This window comes from Maribacter spongiae (assembly GCF_047345125.1).
In the GTDB taxonomy this organism is placed as follows: domain Bacteria; phylum Bacteroidota; class Bacteroidia; order Flavobacteriales; family Flavobacteriaceae; genus Maribacter.
This window is the reverse complement of sequence record NZ_JBLFEQ010000018.1, coordinates 3601-25013: the sequence shown is the minus strand read 5'-3', so window position 1 is coordinate 25013 and position 21413 is coordinate 3601. Positions and strand designations below refer to the sequence as shown.

Sequence of the window (21413 nt, the reverse complement as noted above, 5' to 3'; positions counted from 1 at the left end):
CGGCGACTATACCGCCAATTCCGGTACGCTCACCTTTACGGGCAACGACGGGGAATCCCATCCGGTCACCGTGGACATCATAGACGACTCCCTTATCGAGCCCACCGAAGGGTTCGTAGTGGATCTCTCGAACCTCTCTACTTCCCTGATAGCCATCAACACCCCGCAAGCCAATGGTTCGATTCTGGACAACGACGGCGGTGCGGGTACAGGAATATCCTTCGTGAACGACGACATAACGGTAAACGAGGATGCGGGCACCATCACCTTCAACGTGGTACTTGCCGGAAACGTGGCGGGCGGCTTTACCCTGGACTACGCCACAGGCAACGGCTCCGCCAATGCCCCCGGCGACTATACCGCCAATTCCGGTACGCTCAACTTTACGGGCAACGACGGGGAATCCCATCCGATCACAGTGGACATCATAGACGACTCCCTTATCGAGCCCACCGAAGGGTTCCTAGTGGACCTCTCCGGCCTCTCGACCGACTTGATAGCCATCAACACCCCGCAAGCCAACGGTTCGATTCTGGACAACGACGGCGGTGCGGGTACGGGAATATCCTTCGTGAACGACGACATAACGGTAAACGAGGATGCCGGCACCATCACCTTCAACGTGGTACTTGCCGGAAACGTGGCAGGGGGCTTTACCCTGGACTACGCCACAGGCAACGGCTCCGCCACTGCCCCCGGCGACTATACCGCCAATTCCGGTACGCTCAACTTTACGGGCGACGACGGGGAATCCCATCCGATTATCGTGGACATCATAGACGACTCCCTTATCGAGCCTACCGAAGGGTTCGTAGTGGACCTCTCGAACCTCTCGACCGACTTGATAGCCATCAACACACCACAGGCCAATGGTTCGATTCTGGACAACGACCTTGGGTCCGGGAACGGTATCTCCTTCGTGAACACCGATGTAGAGGTCACTGAGGGTACGGGCGTGACCGCCGTTTTCGAGGTCACGCTTACGGGAAGCTTCCAGGAGGCCTTCGACCTTTCCTTCGAGACAGCCTTCGGTACGGCAGACGGGAACGACCTCGTCGCACGAACGGGCAATCTGGCATTCGACGGGAACGACGGGGAGACAAGGACGATCACAGTGACCATATTGGACGACGACATCATAGAGCCCACCGAAGGATATAACATAGACCTTATAGGTACGACCAATCCGCTGGTGGCCATCAATACGCCCCGGGCCAACGGTTCGATTCTGGACAACGACGGCGGTGCGGGTACGGGAATATCCTTCGTGAACGACGACATAACGGTAAACGAGGATGCCGGCACCATCACCTTCAACGTGGTACTTGCCGGAAACGTGGCGGGCGGCTTTACCCTGGACTACGCCACCGGCAACGGCTCCGCCAATGCCCCCGGCGACTATACCGCCAATTCCGGTACGCTCACCTTTACGGGCGACAACGGGGAATCCCATCCGGTCACCGTGGACATCATAGACGACTCCCTTATCGAGCCCACCGAAGGGTTCGTAGTGGATCTCTCCGGCCTCTCGACCGACTTGATAGCCATCAACACCCCACAGGCCAACGGTTCGATTCTGGACAACGACGGCGGTGCGGGCACGGGCATCTCCTTTGACGATAACGACATAACGGTAGACGAGGATGCGGGCACCATCACCTTCAACGTGGTACTTGCCGGAAACGTGGCGGGCGACTTTACCCTGGACTACGCCACAGGCAACGGCTCCGCCAATGCCCCCGGCGACTATACCGCCAATTCCGGTACGCTCAACTTTACGGGCGACGACGGGGAATCCCATCCGATTACCGTGGATATCATAGACGACTCCCTTATCGAGCCCACCGAAGGGTTCGTAGTGGACCTCTCCGATTTGAGTACCACCCTTATCGCGATCAACACCCCACGGGCCAACGGTTCGATTCTGGACAACGACGGCGGTGCGGGCACGGGAATATCCTTTGACAACGATAATATAACGGTAGACGAGGATGCCGGCACCATCACCTTCAACGTGGTACTTGCCGGAAACGTGCCGGGCGGCTTTACCCTGGACTACGCCACCGGCAACGGCTCCGCCAATGCCCCCGGCGACTATACCGCCAATTCCGGTACGCTCACCTTTACGGGCAACGACGGGGAATCCCATCCGATCACCGTGGATATCATAGACGACTCCCTTATCGAGCCCACCGAAGGGTTCGTAGTGGACCTCTCGAACCTCTCGACCGACTTGATAGCCATCAACACCCCGCAAGCCAACGGTTCGATTCTGGACAACGACGGCGGTGCGGGTACGGGCATCTCCTTTGACAACGATAATATAACGGTAGACGAGGATGCGGGCACCATCACCTTCAACGTGGTACTTGCCGGAAACGTGGCGGGCGACTTTACCCTGGACTACGCCACAGGCAACGGCTCCGCCACTGCCCCCGGCGACTATACCGCCAATTCCGGTACGCTCACCTTTACGGGCAACGACGGGGAATCCCATCCGGTCACCGTGGATATTATAGACGACGACATCATAGAGCCCACCGAAGGGTTCGTAGTGGACCTCTCGAACCTCTCGACCGACTTGATAGCCATCAACACACCACGGGCCAACGGTTCGATTCTGGACAACGACGGCGGTGCGGGCACGGGAATATCCTTTGACAACGATAATATAACGGTAGACGAGGATGCCGGCACCATCACCTTCAACGTGGTACTTGCCGGAAACGTGGCGGGCGGCTTTACCCTGGACTACGCCACCGGCAACGGCTCCGCCAATGCCCCCGGCGACTATACCGCCAATTCCGGTACGCTCACCTTTACGGGCGACAACGGGGAATCCCATCCGATCACCGTGGATATCATAGACGACTCCCTTATCGAACCCACCGAAGGGTTCCTAGTGGACCTCTCGAACCTCTCCACTTCCCTGATAGCCATCAACACACCACGGGCCAACGGTTCGATTCTGGACAACGATGGCGGTGCGGGTACGGGAATATCCTTCGTGAACGACGACATAACGGTAAACGAGGATGCGGGCACCATCACCTTCAACGTGGTACTTGCCGGAAACGTGGCGGGCGGCTTTACCCTGGACTACGCCACCGGCAACGGCTCCGCCAATGCCCCCGGCGACTATACCGCCAATTCCGGTACGCTCACCTTTACGGGCGACAACGGGGAATCCCATCCGATCACCGTGGATATCATAGACGACTCCCTTATCGAACCCACCGAAGGGTTCGTAGTGGACCTCTCCGATTTGAGTACCACCCTTATCGCGATCAATACGCCCCGGGCCAACGGGACCATTATCGATGACGATATAGACCCTACACTTGGGGTTCAATTTGACACAGCTTCCATCGATATTAATGAAAATGCCGGAACGGTTTCCTTAAATGTTGTATTGAATGCCAATGTACAGAACGAGTTTACGATAGAATTCAATACACAGGAGGGATCCGCTACCGATACCTTTGACTATACGGGTGTTCCCATAAATACACAAACATTGACCTTTGGTGGTACAAATCCGAATTCCCAAAACATTGTCATCCCAATTATCGATGACATCATCATAGAGGATACCGAGAATTTTCAAGTAATTCTTTCAAATATCTCAACTTCTTTGGTTAATATCCTTGCCAATAATACCACCAATATCAATATTATCGATAACGACGGAAATGAAGGTTACCCAGAGGATATAACGATCGAAGCTTGTGAAACCATTCCTCCGGCTGCCGATATTACTTCAACAAGTACTTGTGCCATTGATGTAACATTAAATGAAGAGATTACAGGTCTTGATGATGCTTGTGCCACTGAATATACGATTACAAGAACCTGGACGATTATCGATTGTGTTGGCAATATCCGAGAACACGTACAGGTAATCACTATTGAGGATACCATTGCCCCTACTTTTGTAGAGGCCCTACCCCAAAATACGACCGTAGCTTGTAACGAAGTTCCCGAAGCCGTTATTCTGACCGCACTCGACAGTTGTGAACCCAATATAGAAGTTGTTTTCGATGAAGTAACGACCAATGATGCAAACTGTGCAACGGGATACACGATTACACGCACATGGAATTCCAGTGATTGTGCCGGTAATGTCATCAGCCATACCCAAATAATCACAATACCTCCTACGGGGCCTATTACGGCAAGCCCATACGAGGAAGAAATTACAATTCTTTGTGGGGACATTTTTCCAGAAGTACCAGAATTAACATTTGCCGGTGGATGTGGAAATTATGATGTTACGTTTACTGAAGAACGGCAAGATGGTTTGGATTCCGATGACTTTATAATCGTTCGCACTTGGGAGGTAACCGATTCTTGTGAAAATACGGCTTCTTTTGAACAGATCATCTTTGTATTGCAACCACAATTGGAAGAGGTAACGATCGATATTTGTGTAGAGGCAGAAGCCATAAACCTGTTGAATTATCTTCCAGAAGGGTTTGATAGCAATGGTGAGTTTATGATTCTTGAAGGGGAAATTACCCTGAACGGAAACCTATTCGACCCGCTTAATCACCAACCGGGTGAATATAAGATTGCCTACAGCTCAACAGGTGGAGAATGCAAATATTTTGTTGACTTTACCATAATTGTAAATACGGACTGTGTACCCTGCGGAAGAGACGAAATCGAAATATCAAGAACCGTTACCGCAAATGGGGATCGTGTCAACGATTATTTTGAAATTAGAGGGGTGGAATTCTGCCAGTTCAGTTTTGACGTGCTGATCTTCAACAGATGGGGAAATAAAGTAGCCGAAATTAAAGATTACCAAAACGATTGGGGCGGTGAATCTCCTGACGGTGCTTTTGGTTCATCTGGAATGCTTCCGTCCGGTACATATTATTATATAATCCAAGCTACGGATACGGCAACAGGAAAAAAACTTGAGCCTTTTAATGGATATATATATCTAGGCGTAAACTAAGTTACAATTGCCATATAAAAGCCTGACTTTTACAGTCAGGCTTTTTTTGTACTCTATTTTCCTTAAACCTCACTTTGGAATAATACATAAGTTTATTTTAAAACATATAGTTTGCTGACCATCAATTAATTAAAAACAAAATAATTGATACATCCTTAAAAAATAACCGTTAAACGGAGCATTTACATAAGAACGAATATTGAAACAATTAAACGGTTAAATTCCTGATTAGCAAGGCTTCTTAATAGCTTTGGATAGAAATTGACCTACTGCCCCCGTGGGTAGGTTTGCTTAAAAACTTAACCGCAAAATAATGGATCATTTAAAAAAAATACTGCTAATTGCAGTTGTACTGTTCAGTACCGTTATAACGGCTCAACAGCTACCCCAGTTTACGCAGTATATGTACAATACAATTTCTGTAAACTCCGCTTATGCGGGGAGTAGGGAAACGCTCAATGTAACCTTATTGCATAGAAATCAATGGGCGGGACTAGAAGGCAATCCAAGGACCAATACATTTTCCGTACACTCACCATTAAGAAATGATCGGGTGGGGCTTGGGCTTTCTTACATCAATGATAAGTTAGGGTTTGAAAACACCAATTATATATATGGGAACTTTTCATACACTGTTCCCGTAAATGAGGAGATTAAAATGTCTTTTGGGCTCAATGCCGGTTTTACCAATTACAATTTGGATAATCCTGATCCCAATGATGCTTTTTTTAATGCTAATTTCAATATATGGGATCCCAACTTTGGTGCTGGTTTTTATATAGGTTCCAATAGATGGTATGCCGGTATATCGTCTCCAAGGATATTGAACGTAGATATAAAGGACAGAGAGTTCCAGGCCTTGGAAAGAAATAGCTATTATGCTATTGGTGGACTTGTCTTTGACCTTTCGGCAAATACAAAATTCAAACCCACGACCATTGTAAAATTCACGAACGGAGCCCCGGCCACCTATGATATTACGGCCAATTTTCTTTTCAATGAAAAATTTTGGATAGGGGCCTCCTATAGATTTAACGATGCTTCCAATTTTGGGGCCATCATGGATTATCAGGTATCCAAGGATATTCGTGTGGGGTATGCTTATGATTTGCCTACATCTACGATCAGGCCCTATACCGGTGGAACCCATGAAATCATATTGATCTATGAGCTACGCAAAAAGGATAAAGGTCCTGTAAAATCACCACGATATTTCTAAAAAATTAAAGCCCAAGAAGATGAAGAAAGCTAATAAAATACTATTGCTGGCAAGCTTCTTATTACTCTGCCAACTTTCCAGTGCCCAATATGGCGCCCAAAAAAAGGGAGATTATTATTTCAGTAAATTTTCTTATGCCAAGGCCATTCCGGAATATGAAAAAATGATAAAGGGAGGGTTAAATCCGGAATATGCCCATCAACAACTTGCTGAATGCTATTTATTGATCAGGGACTATAAAAAGTCGCTCCCCCATTTTAAGGCGGTAATCGATAATGCCACATTACCTACGGACTATTATTTTAAATATGCCATGGCACTATATAGCAATGGCGAACACAAAGAATCTGAAAAATGGTTAAGGAAATATAAAAAATTCAATAAAAACGATTCTAGGGTAAAACGTTTTCTTAAAGATGGAAATTTGGCTTCCGTCGTCTTTAATAGTAGACAACGATATGAGGTAGCCCCGGTTACCTTTAATTCAAAGGAAAGCGATTTTGGAACGTTCTCCAGGGATGGCAACCTTTATTTTTCATCTTCCAGAAGGGATGCCGTAACCGGCGCAACCTATGGCTGGAACGAGGAGCCCTGGCTGGATCTTTTTGTAGTACGTGAAGGGGATGAGATGTCGCAACCCAAAAGACTGGAAGGAAACGTCAATACTAAATTTCACGAAAGCTCCCTTGTGTTTTCAACGGATTATAAAAACGACACCATCATTTATTTCACCAGAAACAATTTCTTCAATAAAAAAGAGGCGTATGGTGCCTTTAAAGAAATAAACTTAAAAATATACAGTGCGAAAAAAATTGATGGGGAATGGACAGAAAATAGAAGTTTACGGGTAAATAGTGATTATTATTCCACTGGTCACCCCTCTGTAAGTTCCAATAGGAAAAGAATTTATTATACTTCCGATAGACCTGGAGGTTATGGTGGAACGGATATTTATTATTCCGAGATCCATGACCGCGGCGGTGTAGGTGTCCCTACAAATGCAGGACCTGTAATAAATACTGAAGGCAATGAAATGTTTCCGTTCGTAAATGAGGAAGGAAAACTTTTCTTTAGTTCCGATGGTCACGTCGGTTTTGGTCAATTGGACGTTTTCTCGACCATTTCGGATGCATCGGGCAAAATTGTGGATATCATCAATTTAGGCACTCCCATAAACAGTTCCAAAGATGACTTTGGGTATTATGGCCATTCAAATGGAATCGAGGGTTATATCAGTTCCAACCGTGAGGGAGGAATGGGTTCTGACGATATTTATAAATTCAAGTTTACCCCTGCTTTGGATGTAGAAGGCTATGTAATTGACGGCGTAAACGAGCAACCTTTGGATAGCGTTCAGTTAAAACTGTTCGATCAGCGAACAAATACACTTGTAGCCCAAGTATTTACGAATGAAAAAGGGTACTACAGATTTCCGGTAAATAGAAAAACGACCTATATGATCGAAGCGGTAAGAAGGACACATCCACACAAAAATGTGTTTTTTACCACTTCTGGAACACCAAATGTCCAAAAAATGGTACGGCAGGATATCGTGCTGGAACCTGTTCTGGATCTTAAACTATTGGCCGACCTCAATAAAATCTATTTTGACTTTAATAAAAGTGATATTCGGCCAGATGCGGCAATGGAACTCGACAAAGTGATAAAAGTCATGAACCAGACTTATCCGGATATGATCATAAAACTGGAAGCACATACAGATCCCATAGGTAGTGACGCCTATAATGACAACTTGTCCGAAAGAAGGGCAAAATCCACTTATGAATATCTCATTGCCAACGGTGTTTCCGAGGACAGAATCGTGTCATACAAAGGTTTTGGAAAAAGAATGCCCATAAATCGTTGTACGAGTAAAAAGGATTGTAGCCCTGAAGAATTAGAACTAAACAGACGTACCGAATTTCCTATCGTACAAATTAAAAAAGGGATATTGGCGGCTAAATAAACTTTTCTTTATTAGTATGGAAAAGCCCTCTACATATAATTGTAGAGGGCTTTTCTATTTATAAAGAGGGAGGTATACCAATGTTTACTCCATGATACCGTCCACAATGCCGTACTCGATAGACTCTTCTGCATTCATCCAATAATCCCGATCAAAATCTTTGAGGACTTTTTCAAATTTTTGTCCACAATTATCTGCTAAAATATGGGCGCTCAATTCTTTGGTCTTTATAATTTCCTTGGCCTGTATCTCTATATTGGAAGCCTGGCCCCTGGCCCCACCACTGGGTTGGTGAATCATGACCTGGGCATGGGGCTGTATAAAGCGTTTCCCCTTTTTTCCAACGGATAACAAAATAGATCCCATAGAGGCCGCCAATCCCGTACAAATGGTCGAAACAGGGCTTTTTAATGCTTTTATGGTATCGTACATGGCAAATCCAGAGGTGACGTAACCTCCCGGACTATTAATATACAGTTGAATTTCCTTATTGTTCTGCATGTCCAAATACAATAACCTATCGATTACATGTTTGGCGGAATCATCGTCTACCATTCCCCAAAGAAACACCTTGCGTTCCTCCAACATTTTTTCATCTATAGCTTCCTGTATCTTTCCTTTTTTAGCACTCATATGTCTTAATAATTTTTCGAATCCAAAATTAAGGAAATAATCGGGAAACGAATACAGTTACTTTATCATCTGATCATGAATGAAAAACGGTCCATTTAAGTATCTATCTCGACCGTGTTTTCCACTACTTTTTTTATGGGTACGACCATTTTTCCGGATTTTGTCTTGATGACCATTGAAATATTGTCGATCGCCTCAACAGTACCTTCAATATTTTTCACTTTGATCTTGTCTCCCACTTCATAAATCTTTCTGGAGTAAAATGTACGTAACAAATCCCCGACCACTTCCCTGGAACCCAAACCCAATGCCAGTGCAAAGGCCAAAAGGAACGCTCCCAAGATAATGGTAAAATTATTTGTGATGATAGCGGTATTTATCTCTGCATGGTTAAGTGCGGTTATGCCCACAAAAATCACAATTAAATAAAAAAGCACATTACCCAATAATTTACCCCCGCTCAAATCCATCGACTCAAAAAGTGCTGTAACGGCAACTTTTATGGTCTTTGCCAAATACAATCCTATCATAAAAATGATAAGGGCGGTCAATAGCAGCGGTAAATATCGCAACAAGTTGGCTATTTCATTGGAAATGATCTTTAGGTTCATGACATCCGCAGCCACAATAATAAAGACCAACCAAAGGATTCCTTTGACAAAACCGATACTTATTTTACCTATATCCATTTTAACCTCGGAATCTCCAAAAAGTCTGGCCTCGTTGATTTTTTCAGAAAGGTGTTCTACTTTGATCACTTTCATGATTTTTCTAAGCACGTAGGACACGACCTTAATGGTGATCCATCCAAAAATAAGAACTACGAACGCACCAAAAATGCCTGGAAGGGCAGAAGCTATATCCTTTAAAATAGTACTTAAGGTTTCAAATATGAGATTTTTCCATTGCGCTATTGTTTCCATAATGTCTAAAATATTTTTATTTCTTATTTCTTCCTTTTAGGCTTTCCCGTTCTTAGCATATCTGCTATCAAGGCCGAATAATTACCGGTGAAAAGAGTCGCCATTTCCATAATAAGCTTAGCCATGGCCACATCGGACATGACCTTTTTACGAAGTTCAGGTGGAACATCCTTTAAATCCCCCTGTATTCCTTTAAATGGATTTTTATTCTGCTCCGGCATAAGGTAACGTTTTGTATATTTCTATTACTCTGGCCTTTGCTCTCTTTAGCCTCATTTTGACCGCACTGGTTCCCAATTCCAATAGCGTTTCCAACTCTTTTATAGTAACACCATCCTGATATTTTAAAAGTAGAATGGATTTATCTTCCGGCGGAATTAGTTCCAACGCCCGTTTTAATTTGGACACCTGTAACGCTAACAAACTTTCATCGGTCACTTCCATGGAAAGTTCCATTTCATCATCGTCCAAAGAATTTGATCGATCGCTAATTCTTCTGCCTTTATCCCTATTCACATAATTTACACAGAAATTATAGGTAAATGAATACAACCATGTAGAAAATTTGGATTTCCCTTTAAAGGAACCCAATTTAACGAACAACATCAAGAAAACATCCTGTGTCAGGTCTTCTGCCTCTTTTTGGGACTTGGCAAAACCATAACACTTATTATAAACCATTTTAGCATACCTATCGTAGATTACACCGAACAACATAGGATCCTTATCCCCTACTATTTTTTCCACAAGGTCTTCATCCGAAAAATCCTTATAGGGGTCATCACGGTCCAATTGTTTTTTAAACTGGTTCCCTATAATGATAAGACACAATTTCTTGAGGAAGGTCACTTATAGCTTGTTTTAAGGAGGGAATAAAAATAGGCGAAAGTTTCGGTATTTAATATCTTTACATCAAAATCCAAAGAAAAATAAAACTGTATGGGATCAAAATAGGCCATTCATTTATAGGTAATGGTTATTTTTATCATTCAAAACCGTCCGAAAGGCATATCAAAAATGATGTTTGATCTTGAAAAACAATAAAAACAAGCACATGAAATATTATGTTTTAATAGTAATTTCTTGCCTTATCTTGGGCATTGGTTGTAAGACCGAAAAAAAACAAACGCCAACAAAGGTAGAAAAAGAACTCAGTGTTTTAGAAAAAGTAGCTAATGCCCACGGGTATCAACATTGGAAAAACGTTTCCGAAATAAAATTCACTTTTAACGTAGATAGGGACTCCACACATTTTGAGCGTTCATGGGCATGGAAACCAAAATCCAATGATGTTGTTTTTACAACGCGCAAAGATACCATAAGTTACAACCGAAGTGCAATGGACAGTATTATTGCAAAAACGGATAGAGGTTTCATTAATGACAAGTTTTGGCTCTTAGGCCCGTATCAATTGGTTTGGGACCGTAATGGTTTTACATACGAACATCAAAGGGATATTGAGGCCCCTATGAGCAAAACAAACATGCAAAAACTCACTATCGTATATAATAATGAGGGTGGTTACACTCCAGGAGATGCCTATGATTTTTATTTTGAGGACGATCACATTATCAAGGAATGGGTTTTTAGAAGAGGAAATCAACCAGAACCTTCAATGATTACGAGTTGGGAAGATTACAAAGACCTGAAGGGTCTAAATATTGCTATCATGCATAAGATGCCCGAAAGTAATTTTCAACTTTATTTTACGGGGGTAGAAGTAAAAACGGAATAAGATTCCCCCAAAAAACGCAGGACACGTACCGGGCGATTTATTTGATCGAATCAAAAATACGTTTCCTGACGGGTTTAAACGGTTTTTGAACGTATGCCCTTTTTAAGAATTTGTCCAAACCGATACATATCCATATATGAACAATAAAAAGGAGCGGGTGCCAAACGAATTACATTTGGTTCTCTCCAATCCGTTATTACGCCATTCGCTATAAGGTAATTGAATAATCGCTTACCATGCCCATGTAAAAGAACCGAAAGCTGGCACCCTCTATCCTTGGGTGTGATAACCTCAAAGGTATCCTCGGTCTCTTTGTTTATTTCCATAAGAATAAATTCCAGATACGCCGTTATTTTATCCCGCTTCTCGATAAGCGCGGGCATGCCCGCTTCCTCAAACAATCGCAATGAAGCCAAATAAGGTGCCAGGGCAAGAACGGGTGGATTGCTCAGTTGCCAGGCATCTGCATTTTCCATAGGCTCAAACTCAGGTTTCATTAAAAAACGGGTTTCCTTTTTAGTCCCCCACCACCCTTCAAACCTGGGGATATTCTTTTTGTTCAAATGTTTTTTGTTGACAAATATTCCCGAAGCGTTCCCAGGTCCGCTATTCATATATTTATAACTGCACCAGGCGGCAAAATCCACATTCCAATCGTGGAGCTGTAGCGCTACATTTCCTACGGCATGTGCCAAATCCCAACCCACGTGTGCCCCTACTTGTTTCCCGGCCTTTGTAATGGTTTCCATATCCAGCACCTGGCCGTTGTAATAATTCACCCCCCCCATCAAAACCAAGGCAAGTTCCCCTCCTATTTCGTCAATTTTGGACAGCACATCGTTCGTACGCCAAAAATGCTCTCCCGCTCTCTTTTTCACCTCCACAATAACATCTTTGGGGTCCAAACCGTGAAAACGAACCTGGCTTTGCAACATGTATTGGTCACTGGGGAATGCTTTTTCCTCACACAAGATCTTAAATCTCTTTTTTGAGGGCCTGTAGAACGACACCATAAGTAAATGAAGATTTACCGTGAGGGTATTCATCACGGATACTTCCTCTTTTCTGGCCCCAACTACCTTTGCCAAAGGGGCGGCCAAACGCTCATGATAATCCCACCAGGGTCTCTCGCCATGAAAATGTCCTTCAACGGCCAACTCGGCCCAATCTTCCATAACACCCTCTATATAGCTCTTTGCCAGTTTGGGTTGCAACCCCAATGAATTTCCCGTAAAATAAATAACTTCCTTATCCTTTACTTTAGGAAAGATAAATTCTTCGCGGTATTTCCCCAGGGTATCTTCTTGATCCAATTTTTGGGCAAATGCCAATGTATTTTGGAACTGCATAATCGATTTTTATCCAAAAATACGATATCATAATGTTTTGGACACCTTCGGTTTTGAAAACCCAAGAGGTCTTGTTCAAAAGTTTATTTTTGCAAAAAGGAAACCATGCATTTTCTATCTGCCTTGCTCGAAAATTATATTGCGGACAATTCACAGGAGGAATCCAAATTATTACGGCAACTTACCCGAGAAACACATTTAAAGATTGTTCAACCACGAATGCTCACCGGGCACTATCAAGGCCGGGTACTGAGTTTATTGTCAAAAATAATCAACCCAAAATCCATCTTGGAAATAGGCACCTATACGGGCTATTCTGCAATTTGTCTGGCCGAAGGGCTACGGAACAATGGCACTTTACATACCATAGACGTTAATGTGGAATTGCGTGATATACAGCGTAAATATTTTGATAAAAGTGGGTATGGAAATCAAATACGGCAGCATATTGGCAACGCATTGGACATTATTCCAAAAATGCAGGAAACCTTCGACCTGGTTTTTATCGATGCGGAAAAAAAGGAATACCCCAACTATTTGGAAGCTATCCTGCCCAAAACAAGATCCGGAAGTGTTATTCTGTCGGACAACGTACTTTGGTCAGGTAAGGTAGTTGAACCCCTTAACCCAAAAGACAAGTCCACTGCGGTATTGTTGAAGTATAATAAAGATTTAAAAGAACACCCACAATTGGAAACCGTATTATTGCCTATACGGGACGGTTTGACCTTAAGTAGGGTACGATGAGCATTAGGTGTAGACAATAAAAAATCCATGCCGAAAAGATACCTATAAGCGTTCCTACGATCAGATCTGTTGGAAAGTGAACTCCTACATAAATTCTACTCCATGCGAAGAGTAACGGCCAAATATAAAATATCCAAGTCCATCTAAAGTGCCTCCGCAAGAATAAAAAAACCAATGTGGTTATAGAAAATGATGTAGACGCATGCCCTGAAAAAAAACTATATCCCGAGGGGTTTCTTAAAATACGTATGACTTTATTTATTTCCGGATCGTTATTGGGCCTTAACCGGGCAACCGCTTCTTTGGTCAGATCGGTAAGGGTCACAACAAAAAAAACCATGATCAAAACGGTCAAAACCATAAATATGGCTTCACGTTTAGGGTATTTTCTAAAGAAAAGAAAACCGAAAAGAATAAACAAAGGAATCCAAGTGGGAATTTTTGTTATGGTAGACCAAATATGGTCATAATGCTCCATACCAAGGCTGTTTAGATAAATAAAAGTTTCCCGGTCCCATTGCAGTATGCGGTCCCACATAGGCCTACTTTCTCTTTATGGTTCCGGTAACGTCTCCAATATGCTTACCTACTTCCCCTATTTCTTTTTTAATATCCTTTGAAATCCCGGAATCCAAACTGTTTTTGATACCATCAATGTCCTTTTGAATATCTTTCACCACACTAGTATCTATTCCCTGCTTATCCGCGCTCCTGTGTATTTCCTGTTTGATGTCCTCGGTAGCATCCCTCAATTGCCGCATGCCCTTGCCCAGTCCTTTGGCTATGCCCGGAATCTTATCCGCCCCAAAAACCATCACCACAATGAACATGATAAAGAAAATTTCGGCTCCGCTAATAAATAAGAAATAAGTTGAAATCATAGCACAAATATAATCATATAAACAAAAAGGCCTGTCAGGTTTTAACACCTGACAGGCCTAAAAAAACTATCCGTTCATTATTTCCCCTTAATATTTTCCTTAAACTTATCAAAGTTGTTCTGCTGCTCTTCTTTAGGCCAGGAATTATTGGTGGTATCAATGTCCGCCGTTTCCAATTTAGGATCTACCGTAATACCTGTAAGCTCACTGGTGGAAGCCAGTACTATTTTTACTTCATCATCGTTCTTTCTCCATATTTCGGCAGGATACGTAATATTTTTCACGGTACCATCCGCATATGTATATTCTACGATCAAAGGCATGGGCAGGCCTCCCGGTTTGTCATAGGTCACTTCATAGAAATATTTGGGTTCTTTGACCGCCGCTCTTTCCGCCGCTGTCATATTATCCATCATAAATTCCTTCAAAGTCCTTGAATTTTCGGAAGGGCTTTTTCCCTTCAGATTGGGGTCGGCATCTTCGCCGCCCTCTTCCGCTAAATAAACCAGGGGGCGCAGGTCTGCCTCGGTCAAATTACGGGCAGCCATATAAGCTCGCATTTCTTTGTTCGGTTTATCACTTACATAATACTTCTTGATTCCTTTTACTCCAATATCCACATAGTCCGTAGTATAGAACCATCCTCTCCAATACCAATCCAAATCAACTGCGGAAGCATCTTCCATTGTTCTAAAGAAATCTTCCGGGGTCGGGTGTTTAAATTTCCATCGTTGGGAGTATGTTTTAAACGCATGGTCAAAAAGTTCCCTTCCCATAACGGTCTCACGAAGTATGTTTAAAGCCGTTGCCGGTTTTCCATAGGCGTTTGGACCCAGTTGATATACATTTTCCGGATTGGACATGATAGGTGCAATGGTTGTTTGATCACCGCTCATATATGGAACTATTTTTGCAGGAGCTCCCCTTCTTGAAGGGTAAGCTTTGTTTGGCGCAATAGCTTCCGGGTAAGCTTCCCCGAATTCCTGTTCCGCTATATATTGCATAAAGGTATCCAAGCCTTCATCCATCCAACCCCATTGACGTTCATCGGAATTCACGATCATTGGGAAGAAGTTATGTCCTACCTCATGTACAATTACACTGATCATTCCATATTTCACCTGATCAGAATAGCTCCCATTTTCATTGGGCCGCCCATAGTTCCAACAAATCATTGGATATTCCATTCCCTGATTCTTTGCATGGACCGATATCGCTTTTGGATAGGGATAATCAAATGTATGCGAAGAATATGATTTTAGGGTGTGCGCAACCGCTTTAGTGGAATATTCTTCCCACAACGGATTACCTTCCTTGGGATACATGGAGACTGCCATAACATCCCCGCTGCCCAACTTAACGGCCTGCATGTCCCAAATAAATTTACGGGAAGTGGCAAAACCAAAATCACGGACATTCTTGGCCTTTAATTTCCAGGTCTTTGTTTTCTCGGAAAACCCTTTTTCCGCCGCTTCGGCTTCTTCCTGCGTTACAATTAAAACAGGCTTGTCATAGGATTTCTTAGCCTGTTCGTAACGTTTGATCATTTCCTTGCTAAAAACTTCTTTTCTATTTTGAAGAACTCCCGTACCATCCAATACATGGTCTGCAGGCACGGTAATATTTACTTCATAGTCCCCAAATGGAAGTGCAAACTCGCCATTTCCCCAGAACTGATGGTTCTGCCATCCTTCTATATCGCTATAAACGGCCATTCTTGGAAAGAACTGTGCAATTACATAGGCCCTGTTACCATCTTTGGGAAAATATTCAAACCCTGATCTTGCCCTGTTTACGGTGTGATCGGGAACATTATAATTCCATTTGATCGAAAATGAGATTTTCTCCCCACTTTTTAGCGGTTTAGGGATATCTACACGCATCATCGTAAAATTGATGGTATAGGGCAATGATCTTCCCGAAGCATCTTTTACATAATCAATATTGAAACCGCCATCAAAAGGTGTTGTCAAATATTTTCCCGCAAAAGCCGCTGGCTGATCTGCCAAAGGAACACCACCACCATTTCTTAAGGGCGCTTTGGAATCCTTGGCCCGAACGTTTTGATCCAACTGCACCCATAAATACTCCAGATCATCCGGGGAATTATTGGTATAAGTAATGGTTTCCTCGCCATATATCTTAGCATTTTTATCATCCAATCGGATGTCCATCACATAATCCGCCTGTTGTTGATAATAATCGGGACCCGGTGCTCCGGATGCGGAACGGTACGTGTTTGGAGTAGCAAACTCTTCATATAACTGTTTAAACTTACTCTGGTTGTAATGGCCCGGTTCCTTTTTTGTTCCTTCTTCCTGTGCCACCAACATTGCACCGAACAAAAATAAAACCGTAGCAAAAGCATACTGAATTTTTCTCATGTTTTTAATGAATTTTTAATCCCGGAAAAATAAAGTTTTTTAAAGAATTTATTACTCTATGTTACAAATTTAACATTCCTTTAGTATTGGATTTGATAAGAACGTGACTCTTTTTCTTGCCATCTATTTTAAAATGAACCACGTTTTGCTGCTCATCGTACAAATCCGTAAGGATTTCATTTTCAACGGAAATACTTTTTAGATCGGAAAGGTCGATTTCTGGAATCTCCAAATAACAAACGACCATATCCATATCATATTCCTTACCAAGGAAGTTATACGCTACCTGTTGCCCATTGATTTCTACGACAAGTTTTGTCCGTACATATTTTTTGAGATACGTTTGATCTGATTCCGACTCCGACCCTGTTCCCAAATTGGACCGTATGTCATAACGTTCCTCCAAAACCGCATTCATATCGTCCAGAAAAACCCGGGTCGTAATCTGTATGGCCTTATCCTTATTGGAATAGCCCACATGGGTAACACTTATATAGAATTTATGCACCACGGTGAAGGCCAATAAGGGCAACAATAATAGAAGCAGTCCTTTTTTCAAAATTTTCATCCTCGATCTTTATCCAAACTAAACAAACGATGTGCCAAATATAGGTTACTCCAAATTATTATGCTTTCGGTAAAGCAGACTTTTGGTCTTTAGGTATTCCCATATTTTAAATAGGTCGTGGGTATCCACTACGGTTTGAAAGGTAGGATCCACTTCACAGAAGTAAAAAAAATCATCAATTTTCGTATTTGGAATCTTAAGTTCCGTGCTGTAAAGGGAATCTACATAGAATTCCCGTACGCGTTCCGTCCTACCATATAATCTATCCCTGGCCACTCGTTTTTTAAGCATCTTTGTTCTTCCGGAAATTCCGTTAAGGATAGGGTTAAGTGGCAAAAAACCTCCTCCGGAAGTGGCTTCAAAAAGTTCACGTTCCGGTTTGGTGAGTACCCGAACATAAGCGTTTGGCAAACCTAAAGTAGAAGCAGTGACTATAGGTTTTATCCGCAATGTTTCCAAATCCTTGAAAATATCACCGGACAAATTATAAGGGGTAACCACCACTTCATCCAATTGTGTCAATACATCTTCCAATGGTACGGATAGGCTTTTACTTTCAAAAATAGATCGGGTAACGACAATTTGTTTTTTTTTGAACTGTACCGCAGAAAACACCAAGGTGTCATTAAGATGTACCGGTATGGAAAAAAAGCCGTTGATATCGGTAATCGTAGCCCTTTGTGTAGTTGTATTCAATACATGGGTGGCAGCAACGTCCCCGCTTTTACTGGACACCTTTCCTTCCAAATCCTTTTTTGGACCGGACTGGGCACTTATCAAAACCGAACCGCCCAAAAAAAATATAAGGAACTTATTCCTCATTCAATGTTTCGAGAAAAGATTTGCTGTTATTGACCAAGGTTTCTATAAGCTGAAACTCGTTTTCCCTTTTAAGTAGGGACTGTGCGGGCATTTGGGCATCGCAGTACAATAAAAACGCATCAATTCTATCCTGTGGGATCTTCAAGTCCATTACAAAAAAATAATCGTCATATACTTGCCGGAGTACATCGCTTAATAAAAATTTGGGGACTTCTTCTCCCTTCTCTTTTTTGGATTTAAAAATGGCCTTAAAAATATTGACGAAATTAATACCGTCCGTCATCCCTCTTTCCGCTTGCGAAAGTGCAATATTTTGAACCTGGGTACTTCTATCGATCTCGTATTCAAATTCCTTGAACTCCTCATTTTTCAATTTTAAAAAACGCTCCTGATCTTCCGGGGTAACAATAACCTCTTCCAATGCCGTAACTTTTTCATTTACTTCCACCACCAATCTGTTGTTCGTCAAAATCTCCGGGGTTATCTTAACTATTTTTAGTTGGTAATTTACTGCGGTAAAGACTAGTTCGTCCCCTTCCTTGACCTTTATGGCAAATTGTCCATCATCATTGGTAATCGTGGCACTTTCCGATGTCGCATTGATTACGTTCTCATTGGCCACGCTTACATTTCTGTACAAGACTTTCCCCAGTAACAATCTACGGCCGTCCTCCTGTGCAAACGCTTGAAATCCCAGTAGTACAATAACTATATAAAGTATTTTTTTAATCATAATTATTCCAATTCAATATATAATGTCCGGTGCTTATCAGTTTATAAAGAAAACATATGTAATGGTCTTAAAAAAACCACCGCCAATAAACTTTTGTTAATTTCTTGATCCAAGATATTCTTTTCAAATTAAAGTATGATTTTCCGTGTCCTATAACCATCATTTTCCGTTCACCGATGATTAGCATCATTTTGGCTTAAAGCATTGTTATTTTGATAGTTAAAACTAGGTAAATAAGGAGATAATCCTATTTTTGTCTTTCCCCCAATTTTAAATACGTTAAACACTAAGGTATGAAAACAATAGTCACTTTCATTCTTCTATCCATAGCAAGTATTACCGTTCTTTCCGGACAAATAAAAATTGGTGACAACCCTCAAAATATTGACCCTTCCTCTGTATTGGAACTGGAAAGCAATACACATGTCCTTGTCATTACCCGAGTAAATACAGCGGATATGGAAGCGATAATACCACAACGTGGTGGTCTTGTCTTTAATACGGATACTTCCTGTATCCATTATTACGATGGCACACAATGGATAAATTTATGTGATGCTACCAGTTTTACATTGACCAATGATGCGATCGAAAGTCCGGTAAGTACTATTAGCATTACCGAAACGGCCGAAGGCTATAATTTAGAGGTAACGCCCAATAGCATACGTACCGAAAATATTGTAGATGGCACCATAAATGGCGATGATATACAGGCCAATTCCATTGGTGAGGACAAATTAGGCAGGGATTCCGTTAGCTCCGATGAGCTTAGGGACAATTCAGTGGGTACTTCTGAAATTGAGGACGGAAGTATAACACCGACCGATATAGGGAATACATCGCCAAACCAAGTATTGACCACGGACGAAAATGGTGTGGTACAATGGGAAAATGGCTCAAATCTTATGGGTGCGGAAGCCGATCAAACTACAATTACGGGTACTGGAACCACTTTGGATCCTTTGGTTCTGGCAGCGACCGTACAAGCAACCATTAATGACAATACCGCAGATATTACCGATCATATTATTGATGATTTGGATACGGATGACAGAAACGAACTTACGGACCTAACTTTTGATCCGGCCACCAATATCCTCAGTTTGACCCGCTCTGAAACCGCAGTTGGTCAAGAAGTAGATTTAAGTGGATTGAATAATGCAGGTACGGACGATCAAGAATTAACATTAGAGGCCGGCAACCTGCTAACTTTGCAGAATGGCGGTGCCCCTATAGATCTGAATCCCTTTTTGGACAATACCGATAACCAGACCATTACCGATTTCTCTTTTAACCCTGCGAACAATACCATTACCCTAACATTGCAAAATGGTGGTTCACAAACCGTAAATCTTACAGCATTAAGTGGTACGGGGACAGATAATCAAACATTGAGTCTAATCAGTAATATTTTGGCCATTACCGGAGGAAATAATGTGAATTTAAATCCCTATTTAGATAATACCGACGAACAGCAGTTAAGCATAAATCCGGCGGGAACCAGAATCTCATTGACGGATGGCGGATTCGTTGACCTGCCCCCGGGAACCGTGGATACCGATGAACAGCAGTTAAGCATCAATCCGGCGGGAACCAGAATCTCATTGACGAACGGCGGATTCGTTGACCTGCCCCCGGGAACCGTGGATACCGATGAACAGCAGTTAAGCATCAATCCGGCGGGAACCAGAATCTCATTGACGAACGGCGGATTCGTTGACCTGCCCCCGGGAACCGTGGATACGGACAATCAAAATGCCGCTGAAGTACCGGTGGTGCTTGCCCCTGTAAATTATACCTCGACCACGGCAGATGTAGAAGCCCATTTAACGGGAATAGATATTGCTTTGGCCAGTGTTGGTTCAACCGAAGAAGCTGACGGAACAACCATTACAGGTGTTGGAACCAATGCGGACCCCTTTAAAATAGAACCCGGAACCGATGGTCAGTTTTTAAGTACAACTGCAGGAGCGGTTATTTGGGCCAATTTGCCCACGGGAACCGGAGGGACTGTTCAAGCCGACGGAGTTACGATCGAGGGTAATGGTAGTGCAACAAATCAATTACAAATTGTAACCGGAGGAATAACCACAACTCAAATTTTTGATGGTACCATCGGAACTTTAGACATAGCTGATAATAACATTACACCAGAAAAAATTCAAGAAGGAGCAGATGGTCAGGTTCTGACGACAAATGGAATTGGAGACGTTATTTGGGCTACGCCTGGAACACCTACCATAGTCAGTGCGGACACGCCGAACTCCATCATGGCGGGAACCGACGGCGGGGCACGCTACGACGATACCCCATTGGTCAACGCCACAACGGCCAACGCCACGGCCACGGCCGCAAACACCACCGCATTGGCGGGCAAGGAGGACACCGCCAACAAGTCCACCGACGGTACACTGGCCGATAACTCAGATACCGATTTCCCCACAGAACAGGCCGTAAAGACCTATGTCGACAACCAGATCTCGGGCGTAA

Annotated in this window: 17 protein-coding genes; 6 read left to right on the top strand and 11 right to left on the bottom strand. The window is 43.0% G+C overall.

Translation table 11 applies throughout. The features are described 5' to 3' along the window. The 3 genes from ACKWB9_RS15455 to ACKWB9_RS15445 all read left to right on the top strand — a co-directional run. Positions 1-4963: Calx-beta domain-containing protein (locus ACKWB9_RS15455; protein ID WP_414003916.1), on the top strand; the 4963-nt coding region annotated here is incomplete at its 5' end. Between the two features lie 313 nt (positions 4964-5276). Further along, positions 5277-6182 carry a PorP/SprF family type IX secretion system membrane protein gene (locus ACKWB9_RS15450; protein ID WP_414003915.1) on the top strand — a complete coding sequence of 302 codons (906 nt, stop codon included), beginning with the start codon at positions 5277-5279 and terminating at the stop codon, positions 6180-6182. Positions 6183-6201: 19 nt separating this feature from the next. After that, positions 6202-8148: an OmpA family protein gene (locus ACKWB9_RS15445; protein WP_414003914.1), complete on the top strand. Its 1947-nt coding sequence runs from the start codon at positions 6202-6204 to the stop codon at positions 8146-8148. Between the two features lie 84 nt (positions 8149-8232). Here ACKWB9_RS15445 and ACKWB9_RS15440 read toward each other — a convergent pair whose 3' ends face one another. From ACKWB9_RS15440 to ACKWB9_RS15425, 4 genes are all read right to left on the bottom strand, one after another. Next, positions 8233-8781: a ClpP family protease gene (locus tag ACKWB9_RS15440; protein WP_414003913.1), complete on the bottom strand. Its 549-nt coding sequence runs from the start codon at positions 8779-8781 to the stop codon at positions 8233-8235. Positions 8782-8876: 95 nt separating this feature from the next. Then, on the bottom strand, positions 8877-9704 hold the full coding sequence (locus ACKWB9_RS15435; protein ID WP_414003912.1) for a mechanosensitive ion channel family protein: 828 nt from the start codon (positions 9702-9704) through the stop codon (positions 8877-8879). Between the two features lie 23 nt (positions 9705-9727). Next, positions 9728-9925, bottom strand: a complete 198-nt coding sequence (locus tag ACKWB9_RS15430; protein WP_414003911.1) for a hypothetical protein — start codon at positions 9923-9925, stop codon at positions 9728-9730. Continuing rightward, positions 9909-10553: an RNA polymerase sigma factor gene (locus tag ACKWB9_RS15425; RefSeq protein WP_414003910.1), complete on the bottom strand. Its 645-nt coding sequence runs from the start codon at positions 10551-10553 to the stop codon at positions 9909-9911. The genes ACKWB9_RS15430 and ACKWB9_RS15425 overlap by 17 nt, the downstream gene beginning before the upstream one ends. Positions 10554-10758: 205 nt before the next feature. Between ACKWB9_RS15425 and ACKWB9_RS15420 the strand changes: the two genes are divergently transcribed. Continuing rightward, entirely contained in the window at positions 10759-11439 is a 681-nt protein-coding gene (locus ACKWB9_RS15420; RefSeq protein WP_414003909.1) for a hypothetical protein, read from the top strand. Between the two features lie 74 nt (positions 11440-11513). On the opposite strand, the gene kynU is transcribed toward ACKWB9_RS15420, so the two are convergent. Next, entirely contained in the window at positions 11514-12788 is a 1275-nt protein-coding gene (gene kynU / locus ACKWB9_RS15415; protein WP_414003908.1) for a kynureninase, read from the bottom strand. Positions 12789-12893: 105 nt separating this feature from the next. Between kynU and ACKWB9_RS15410 the strand changes: the two genes are divergently transcribed. Then, positions 12894-13535 (top strand): O-methyltransferase, encoded by a 642-nt coding sequence (locus tag ACKWB9_RS15410; protein ID WP_414003907.1) that lies wholly within the window; start codon positions 12894-12896, stop codon positions 13533-13535. Here ACKWB9_RS15410 and ACKWB9_RS15405 read toward each other — a convergent pair. The 6 genes from ACKWB9_RS15405 to ACKWB9_RS15380 form a co-directional block, all read right to left on the bottom strand. Then, positions 13498-14073: a phosphatase PAP2 family protein gene (locus ACKWB9_RS15405; RefSeq protein WP_414003906.1), complete on the bottom strand. Its 576-nt coding sequence runs from the start codon at positions 14071-14073 to the stop codon at positions 13498-13500. The two genes, ACKWB9_RS15410 and ACKWB9_RS15405, sit on opposite strands and share 38 nt — an antisense overlap. Before the next feature lie 4 nt (positions 14074-14077). Next, positions 14078-14416, bottom strand: a complete 339-nt coding sequence (locus tag ACKWB9_RS15400; RefSeq protein ID WP_414003905.1) for a Sec-independent protein translocase subunit TatA/TatB — start codon at positions 14414-14416, stop codon at positions 14078-14080. A 77-nt stretch (positions 14417-14493) separates the two neighbouring features. After that, positions 14494-16800, bottom strand: a complete 2307-nt coding sequence (locus tag ACKWB9_RS15395) for a M1 family metallopeptidase (RefSeq protein ID WP_414003904.1) — start codon at positions 16798-16800, stop codon at positions 14494-14496. Positions 16801-16861: 61 nt separating this feature from the next. Further along, the gene (locus ACKWB9_RS15390; RefSeq protein ID WP_414003903.1) at positions 16862-17368 is read right to left on the bottom strand and encodes a DUF6702 family protein; all 507 of its coding nucleotides are present in this window, start codon (positions 17366-17368) and stop codon (positions 16862-16864) included. Positions 17369-17413: 45 nt separating this feature from the next. Continuing rightward, entirely contained in the window at positions 17414-18190 is a 777-nt protein-coding gene (locus ACKWB9_RS15385) for a carboxypeptidase-like regulatory domain-containing protein (RefSeq protein ID WP_414003902.1), read from the bottom strand. Beyond that, positions 18180-18923, bottom strand: a complete 744-nt coding sequence (locus ACKWB9_RS15380; RefSeq protein WP_414003901.1) for a peptidase associated/transthyretin-like domain-containing protein — start codon at positions 18921-18923, stop codon at positions 18180-18182. Before ACKWB9_RS15380 ends, ACKWB9_RS15385 begins: the two co-directional genes overlap by 11 nt. 293 nt (positions 18924-19216) lie before the next feature. Between ACKWB9_RS15380 and ACKWB9_RS15375 the strand changes: the two genes are divergently transcribed. Then, on the top strand, positions 19217-21413 hold a 2197-nt coding region (locus ACKWB9_RS15375; protein ID WP_414003900.1), incomplete at its 3' end, for a hypothetical protein.